This is a genomic window from Pseudomonas sp. AGC41 (assembly GCF_057334555.1).
Map to the genome: position 1 here is coordinate 90097 of NZ_JBHFJB010000157.1, position 8310 is coordinate 98406.

The 8310-nt window shown below is 63.3% G+C and carries 8 protein-coding genes; 3 read left to right on the forward strand and 5 right to left on the reverse strand.

The genetic code is table 11. The features are described 5' to 3' along the window. Positions 1 to 74 precede the first annotated feature (74 nt). The 5 genes from bioD to bioB all read right to left on the reverse strand — a co-directional run bounded on the left by bioD (position 75) and on the right by bioB (position 4677). A complete protein-coding gene (gene bioD / locus ACE04F_RS27460) occupies positions 75 to 755 on the reverse strand; it encodes a dethiobiotin synthase (RefSeq protein ID WP_434571368.1) in 681 nt (226 codons plus the stop codon). Continuing rightward, positions 752 to 1564 carry a malonyl-ACP O-methyltransferase BioC gene (gene bioC / locus ACE04F_RS27465; protein WP_486110679.1) on the reverse strand — a complete coding sequence of 271 codons (813 nt, stop codon included), beginning with the start codon at positions 1562 to 1564 and terminating at the stop codon, positions 752 to 754. The genes bioD and bioC overlap by 4 nt, the downstream gene beginning before the upstream one ends. After that, positions 1557 to 2288 carry an alpha/beta fold hydrolase gene (locus ACE04F_RS27470; RefSeq protein WP_486110681.1) on the reverse strand — a complete coding sequence of 244 codons (732 nt, stop codon included), beginning with the start codon at positions 2286 to 2288 and terminating at the stop codon, positions 1557 to 1559. Before ACE04F_RS27470 ends, bioC begins: the two co-directional genes overlap by 8 nt. Beyond that, entirely contained in the window at positions 2281 to 3459 is a 1179-nt protein-coding gene (gene bioF / locus ACE04F_RS27475) for an 8-amino-7-oxononanoate synthase (RefSeq protein ID WP_486110683.1), read from the reverse strand. Before bioF ends, ACE04F_RS27470 begins: the two co-directional genes overlap by 8 nt. 162 nt (positions 3460 to 3621) lie before the next feature. After that, entirely contained in the window at positions 3622 to 4677 is a 1056-nt protein-coding gene (gene bioB, locus ACE04F_RS27480) for a biotin synthase BioB (protein ID WP_039590691.1), read from the reverse strand. Positions 4678 to 4767: 90 nt separating this feature from the next. Here bioB and ACE04F_RS27485 point away from each other — a divergent pair, with 90 nt between their 5' ends. From ACE04F_RS27485 to ACE04F_RS27495, 3 genes are all read left to right on the forward strand, one after another. Continuing rightward, entirely contained in the window at positions 4768 to 5508 is a 741-nt protein-coding gene (locus tag ACE04F_RS27485) for a ComFC family protein (protein WP_486110685.1), read from the forward strand. 55 nt (positions 5509 to 5563) lie between these two features. After that, positions 5564 to 6328, forward strand: a complete 765-nt coding sequence (locus tag ACE04F_RS27490) for a TOBE domain-containing protein (protein ID WP_486110687.1) — start codon at positions 5564 to 5566, stop codon at positions 6326 to 6328. A 67-nt stretch (positions 6329 to 6395) separates the two neighbouring features. Beyond that, the gene (locus ACE04F_RS27495) at positions 6396 to 8297 is read left to right on the forward strand and encodes a PhoX family protein (RefSeq protein ID WP_486110689.1); all 1902 of its coding nucleotides are present in this window, start codon (positions 6396 to 6398) and stop codon (positions 8295 to 8297) included. Positions 8298 to 8310: the final 13 nt, after the last annotated feature.

Here is an 8310-nt window from a genome sequence, read left to right on the forward strand (position 1 = left end):
GATGCCTTGGGAAAAGGCCCGACAAAAACACTAATGGCACAGTGCCGCGTCATAGCCAAAACCTTGGTCCGCGGTCAGTCCAGCAGATCCAGTTGCAGATGTTCGGCCACCGCTTCGGCCGTCACGTCCTTGATTCGCGCGACTCTGCCCAGGCAGGGCGCCGGCAGGCGTTCGGCGAGGGTCGCGAGGTTTTCTTCCATGCGCGACGTCGCCGGATCGATGATGTTTGCTACCCAGCCGGCCAATGGCAAGCCGTCCCGGGCGATAGCCTCGGCGGTCAGCAACGCGTGGCTGATGCAGCCCAGTCGTACCCCCACCACCAGGATCACCGGCAGGCCCAACGCGATCGCAAGGTCGGAAAGATTGTCTTGCCCGGCCAGCGGCACACGCCAGCCGCCCGCGCCTTCGATCAAGGTGAAATCCGCATCCAGAGCCAGCACCTCGCGCATCGGCCCGAGCAAGGATTGCACGGTCAACGCCACGCCAGCTTCCCGGGCGGCCAGGTGAGGTGCGATCGCCGGTTCGAATGCCACCGGATTGACCTGTGCATAAGTCAATGGCACCGAACATTCGGCCAGCAGGGCCAAGGCATCGGCGTTGCGCAGGCCCTTGGGCGTCACTGCGCAACCAGAGGCTACAGGCTTGCCCGCGGCGGTGCTCATACCGGCCCGTCTTGCCGCGTGCAGCAGCCCCGCCGCAACGGTGGTCTTGCCCACATCGGTGTCGGTGCCGGTGATGAAATAAGCCTGGCTCATAGCGGTTTCTCCAGCACGGCGTAGACCACCTGGTAAGTGGCCGGCAGGCCTTGGGCCTGGCGAAATTTTTCGTAGGCCTGGACCAGCGCGAGGATTCGCGCCCTCCCCGTCAACCCACCGGGACGACCAGGATTCAGATTGTGCGCACCCAATGCTTTCAATTCGTGGGTCAGGGCACGCACGTCGGGATAATGCAGAACATGTGGGCGATTCTCCAGGCTGACGACGCGCAGCCCACTGGCATCGGCCAACTGTCGATAGGTGTCGAATGCGCGGAAACGGTTGACGTGTACCAGGCCATCCACTTCACGCCAGCTGTCGCGTAACTCGTATAACGTGCCGACACACAGGCTGGTAAAGGCAAACATCCCACCGGGTTTCAGCACACGATAGGCCTCGCTCAATACCGAGGTAAAATCGCCGCACCACTGCACCGCAAGGCTGGAATACACCAAGTCAAAGCTGGCCGACTGCAACGGCAGCCGTTCGGCATCACCGGCGATGAAATACGCGGCGCCGCCTTGAGGACGGGCATGGTTGAGCATGCCTTCGGCGATATCCAGCGCAACACCCGCCGTCTCACCGAACCGCGCACCGAGGAGGCGGGTGAAATAACCGGTGCCACAACCCATGTCCAACCAGCGTCCCGGCATAAACGAGACGGGCAGCCGCGACAGCAATTGCTGCCCGACGTCGCGCTGCAGTTCAGCAACGCTGTCATAGCTGGCCGCCGCCCGGGAGAACGAGGCCGCAACCTGGCGTTTGTTGGGCAAGGCGCCCGGCAACTTCACAACAGCTAAATCAGTCATCACCGGACTCATGCAAAAAAGCCTGGATCGCCCCCGCCACGCCGTGAGGGTCCTCCAGTGGGAATCCGTGGCCGGCCTGTTCGATCAGACCGATTTCGACATCTGGCAGCATCGCCAGCAGTTCTCCCGCAGCCTCGGCAGGCACCAGCGCGTCGAGCCCGGCAAACAGATGTAATTGCGGGCCGCGAAAGCCCTGCAAGGCCACCCGCGTGTCGAGTTGCGCCAACAGTTCGAGCCCGGCCATCAATACTTCAGGCGAGGTATTCGGGGCGCCGGCCAGCAGCAATCGCGACAATCCGCGCGGGTCGCCACAGCCTTGCGCGCACAGCAAGCTGAAGCGTTTGAGGGTCTGGCGCGGATCGGCGGCGCATCCGGCGAGAAATCCATCGAACGTGTCAGCAGGCATCGCGCTCGGCCAATGCTCATGGGCTACAAAAGACACGTTGCTCGCCAGGGTCAGCAGGCCGCAGCAACGCTCGCCCCGACGCGCCGCCAGTTCCGCGGCCAGCATGCCGCCCAGGGACCAGCCGCCCAACCAGGCATCCTGCGGCAACGTGGCATCCAGTTCATCGAGCCATTCACCGAGGTCGCTCGACGCCAGTGCTGGCAATGGCTCGATTTCCACTTGCAAGTGCTCATCGAGCCCTTGCAGGGCCGCCGCCAGCGGTTCGAGGGGCGAGATGCCCAAGCCCCAGCCGGGCAGCAATATCAATCGATCACGCATGGCTCGGCTCCGCTCCCAGTTGCGCAAAACAATCGGCCAGCGCATTCAACAATAGTTGTACCTGGGCTTCGCTGTGGGCAGCGGTCAACGTCACACGTAGCCGAGCGCTACCGGCCGGCACGGTGGGTGGGCGGATCGCGGTGACCATCAGCCCGCGCTCGCGCAGCATCTGTGACAGCCGCATCGCCCGTCCCGCGTCGCCGATCAGGATGGGCTGGATCGGCGTGAAGCTGTCCATCAATTGCAAGCCGATCTGCTCGGCACCTTGGCGGAACTGGCGAATCAGCAATTGCAGATGCTCGCGCCGCCAATGCTCGCTGCGCAGCAACTCAAGGCTCCTGAGCGTGGCGCAGGCCAACGCCGGTGGCTGGCTGGTGGTGTAAATGTAGGGGCGGGCGAACTGGATCAGGCTTTCGATCAATTCTTCGCTGCCGGCAACAAAAGCCCCGGCGGTGCCGAACGCCTTGCCCAGCGTCCCCACCAGGACCGGTACGTCTTCCTGGCTCAGGCCGAAATGTTCGACGACACCGCCGCCGGTGGCACCCAGCGTGCCGAAGCCGTGGGCATCGTCGACCATCAGCCAGGCGCCCTTGGCCCGTGCTTCGCGGGCGAGAGCCGGCAGGTCGGCGATGTCGCCGTCCATGCTGAACACGCCGTCGGTGACCACCAGGGTATTGCCGATGGCTTTTTCCAGGCGGCTCGCCAGGCTTTGGGCATCGTTGTGCAAGTAACGGCTGAAACGGGCACCGGACAACAGCCCGGCGTCGAGCAGTGACGCGTGGTTGAGCCGGTCCTGCAACACCGTGTCGCCCTGTCCGACCAACGCCGTGACGGCACCAAGATTGGCCATGTAGCCGGTGGTGAATAACAGCGCCCGGGGCCGGCCGGTCAAGTCGGCCAGTGCTTCTTCCACGGTGTGATGAGGGCCGCTGTGGCCGATCACCAGATGCGACGCACCGCCACCGACGCCCCACCGCGCCGCGCCGGCACGCCAGGCCTCGATCACCTGCGGGTGATTGGCCAGGCCCAGGTAGTCGTTGTTGCAGAACGCCAGCAACGGCTGGCCATCCACCACCACTTCCGGGCCTTGGGGGCTTTCGAGCAGCGGACGCTGGCGATAGAGGTTTTCGGCACGACGGGCAGCCAGGCGTGCGGCAAGATCGAAGGGCATGCAGGCCTCAACTGTTTAAAGACTGGTCAAAGACCCTTGTAGGAGCGAGCCTGCTCGCGATAGCGGTGAGCCAGTCGACATAAATGTTGAATGTTCCATTGCCACCGCGAGCAAGCTCGCTCCCACAGTATCTTGCATTCCAGTCAGGGAATCGGTGAGCAATCAAACAGCGGCGTTATAGAACTGCTCGCTGCTCTTCTGCTCCACCAGCGCCTGCTCGATGGCCGCCTGATGCACTTCGTCGGCATGCTCTTCGCGAGCTTCCGGCTGGATGCCCAGGCGCGCAAACAGTTGCATGTCCTTGTCGGCCTGCGGGTTGGCGGTGGTCAGCAATTTGTCGCCGTAGAAAATCGAGTTGGCGCCAGCGAAGAACGCCAGGGCCTGCATCTGCTCGTTCATGGCTTCGCGGCCAGCGGACAAACGCACATGGGATTTCGGCATGAGGATACGCGCCACGGCGAGCATGCGGATGAAATCGAACGGGTCGACATCCTCGGCATTTTCCAGCGGCGTACCGGCGACTTTCACCAGCATGTTGATCGGCACCGACTCTGGATGCTCCGGCAGGTTTGCCAGCTGGATCAGCAGGTTGGCGCGGTCGTCCAGGGACTCGCCCATGCCCAGGATCCCGCCGGAACAGATCTTCATCCCCGAATCCCGTACGTACGCCAGGGTTTGCAGGCGCTCGCTGTAGGTGCGGGTGGTGATGATGCTGCCGTAGAACTCCGGCGAGGTGTCGAGGTTATGGTTGTAATAATCCAGGCCGGCCTGGGCCAGCGCTTCGGTCTGCTCCTGGTCGAGACGCCCCAGGGTCATGCAGGTCTCCAGGCCCATGGCCTTGACCCCTTTGACCATCTCCAGCACGTAGGGCATGTCCTTGGCCGACGGATGTTTCCACGCCGCGCCCATGCAGAAACGAGTCGAACCGATGGCCTTGGCGCGCGCGGCCTCTTCGAGGACCTTCTGCACTTCGAGTAACTTCTCTTTTTCCAGCCCGGTGTTGTAGTGGCCGGACTGCGGACAATATTTGCAATCTTCCGGGCAGGCGCCGGTCTTGATCGATAGCAGGGTCGAAACCTGGACGCGGTTGGCGTCGAAGTGCGCGCGGTGCACGGTCTGCGCCTGGAAGAGCAGGTCATTGAATGGCTGGACGAAGAGAGCTTTGACTTCGGCCAAAGACCAGTCATGACGCAGGTTGGCAGTGGTGCTGGCGCTCATGGGCATTTCCTTGATTATGCTTGGCTGGCGCCTGAAGAATGCAATACCCACAGGCGCGACACGGATGTTCGGCATATTTAAGGAAGAGCCATGCGCTGTCAACCACGATACAAAGGTTCGGTTTACATCTGGTTAAAAAACAAACAATCCTGCCTATTGTGCAGCGAATCCACCGACACCGTGCAGCCCATCTGCACACCTTGCGAGAGCGAACTGCCCTGGCTCGGCGAGCATTGCACCGTTTGCGCCCTGCCGCTGCCCATGGCCGGGCTCCGTTGCGGCCAATGCGCCGCGCGGCCTCCGGCTTTCGAGCGGGTCCTGGCATCATGGGCCTACGACTTTCCGGTGGACAGCCTGATTACGCGCTTCAAGCACCAGGCAAAATGGCCCCTCGGTCGGCTGCTTGGCGAGTTGCTGGCGCAATCGCTGCAGCATCATTTCGACGAAGGCCTGGAGCGGCCCGATGCGCTGGTGCCGGTGCCGCTGGCGGCGCGACGCTTGCGCCAGCGCGGCTTCAACCAGGCGACGCTGCTGGCCCGCTGGCTCAGCGCAGCGCTGCGGATCCCTTGTGAAGACAACCTGCTATTGCGCATTCAGGACACCCCGGCCCAACAGGTCCTGGACGCCCGGGCCCGGCGCCGGAACTTGCGCCAGGCCTTTGCCTTGGCGCCCGGCGCGGCGTTGAGCAACCGTCACCTGGCGCTGGTCGATGATGTCCTCACCACTGGCGCCACGGCCCAGGCCCTGGCCCGGTTGCTGCTCGATGCCGGTGCAGCGCGGGTCGATGTGTATTGCCTGGCGCGCACGCCGAAACCCGGTGATCCGGCTTGACGCGCGGAGGCCGAGGCGCCAACGTCCTGCATCCATCCCGTACACGGTTTGCGCCATGTCATTGCCTACGCTGCTGAGCCAACATATCGTCCGCCGACCACAGCGCATCGCCCTGTTACAGCACATCGCCGAACAGGGCTCCATCACTCGGGCCGCCAAAAGCGCCGGGCTGAGCTACAAGGCGGCCTGGGATGCGATCGATGAGCTGAACAACCTGGCGGACCGGCCATTGGTCGAGCGCAGCGTTGGCGGCAAGGGTGGCGGCGGCGCAAAACTGTCGGAAGAGGGCCTGCGCGTGCTGCGTCTTTATCAGCGCTTGCAGGTATTGCAGGCACAGTTGCTGGAAGCGAGCGAGGACGCCGGTGACCTGGGCCTGCTCAGCCGCCTGATGTTGCGCACCAGCGCGCGCAACCAATTGCATGGCAAGGTCGTCGGCATCCAGGCCCAGGGCCACAACGACCGGATACGCCTGGAACTGGCGCGCGGGCTGCGCATCGACGCGCAGATCACCCACGACAGCACGCTGCGCCTGGAGCTGGGCCTTGGTACCGAAGTGGTGGCCTTGATCAAGGCCGGCTGGCTGACGTTGTATCCACTCGACCAGCCGGACGATTGCTCGGCCAACAGTCTGCAAGGCGTGATCGAGCACATCGCGGTCGCTGCGGATGGCCCCAACGAAGTGCGCATCGGCTTGCCCAACGGCCAGACGTTGTGTGCCCTCGCAGACCCGCTTGAGCTGGTTGAACGAAACCTCGACGCCGGCTCACCGGTACAAGTGCGTTTTTCCCCGGCAAATGTGCTGCTCGGCACACCGTTGTAGCGCGCTGAAACATAAACTTCATCGACCCGCTTTAAGGTGACTGCCAAAACCAGCAGGGAGCCTGATGATGAGCCTATTAGAAGAAAACCAATCCACCGACCTGGAAAAAATCGTCGGCCTGAGCCGTCGCCGCTTCATCGGCGCAGGCGCCCTGTGCGGCGCGGCGATGTTCCTGGGCGGCAACCTGCTGAGCCGCAGCGTCATGGCCGCCGCCGTGAGCGAAGGCAACAAAAGGTTGCTGGGCTTTGACAGCATTGCCGCCGCCACGACCGACACCATTACCTTGCCGCCAGGCTACAAAGCCTCGGTACTGATCAGTTGGGGCCAGCCACTGCAAAAAAATGCCCCGGCATTCGACCCCAGCGGCAATGGCACCGCCCGCGCCCAGGAAATGCAGTTCGGTGACAACAACGACGGCATGAGCCTGTTCCCGTTTCCCGGCGAGGACAACCGGGCGCTGATGGCGATCAACAACGAATACACCAACTACCGCTACCTCTTCCCCCATGGCGGCCAGCCGCAGTCCGCCGAAGACGTGCACAAGGCCCAGGCCAGCGAAGGCGTGTCGGTCATCGAGATCCAGCGGCGCCGTGGTCAGTGGCAATTCGTCCAGGATTCGCGCTACAACCGCAGGATCCATGGCAACACGCCGATTCGCCTGGGCGGCCCGGCTGCCGGTCACGACCTGATGAAAACCAGCGCCGACAAGAGTGGCAAGAAAGCGCTGGGGACGTTCCAGAACTGCGCCAACGGCATGACGCCGTGGGGCACCTACCTGACCTGTGAAGAAAACTTCACCGACTGCTTCGGCAGCAGCAACGCCGATCTGAAGTTCGATGAGGCGCAAAAGCGCTACGGCGCCACCGTCACCAGCCGCGAAATCAACTGGCACCTGTTCGATCCGCGTTTCGACCTGGCGAAGAACCCCAACGAGCTCAATCGTCACGGCTGGGTGGTTGAAATCGACCCGTTCGATCCAAAGTCCACGCCGGTGAAACGCACCGCCCTGGGCCGCTTCAAACACGAAAACGCGGCACTGGCGAAAACCCGTGACGGGCGCGCCGTGGTGTACATGGGCGACGACGAGCGTGGCGAGTTCATCTACAAGTACGTCAGCCGCGATCGCATCGACCGTCGCAATGCCAAGGCCAACCGCGACCTGCTGGACCACGGCACCTTGTACGTGGCGCGCTTCGACGCCGGCGACGGCAACCCGGACCATCCGAAAGGCAAGGGCCAGTGGATCGAACTGACCCATGGCAAGAATGGCCTCGACGCCGGCAAGGGCTTCAATGATCAGGCTGAAGTGTTGATCCATGCACGCCTGGCCGCCACCGCCGTTGGCGCCACCCGCATGGACCGCCCGGAGTGGATCGTGGTGAGCCCGAAGGATGGCCAGGTCTATTGCACCCTGACCAACAACTCCAAGCGCGGCGAAGAAGGCCAACCGGTGGACGGACCCAACCCTCGGGCCAAAAACGTCTACGGGCAGATTTTGCGCTGGCGCACCGACCGTGACGATCACGCCTCCAACACCTTCGAGTGGGATCTGTTCGTGGTCGCCGGTAACCCGACAGTGCATGCCGGCACGCCCAAGGCCGGATCGTCCAACGTCAATGCCCAGAACATGTTCAACAGCCCCGACGGCCTGGGCTTCGACAAAGCCGGCCGGCTGTGGATCCAGACCGATGGCGACTCAAGCAACGCCGGGGATTTCGCCGGTATGGGCAACAACCAGATGCTCTGCGCCGACCCCAACAGCGGTGAGATCCGCCGCTTCATGGTCGGACCGGTGGGTTGTGAAGTCACCGGGATCAGCTTCGCGCCGGACTACAAGACCTTGTTCGTGGGCATCCAGCACCCTGGGGAAAACGGCGGTTCGACGTTCCCCGAGCACCTGCCCAATGGCAAGCCACGGTCGTCGGTGATGGTGATTACCCGCGAGGATGGCGGGATAATCGGCGGCTGATCGGGCCTCATCG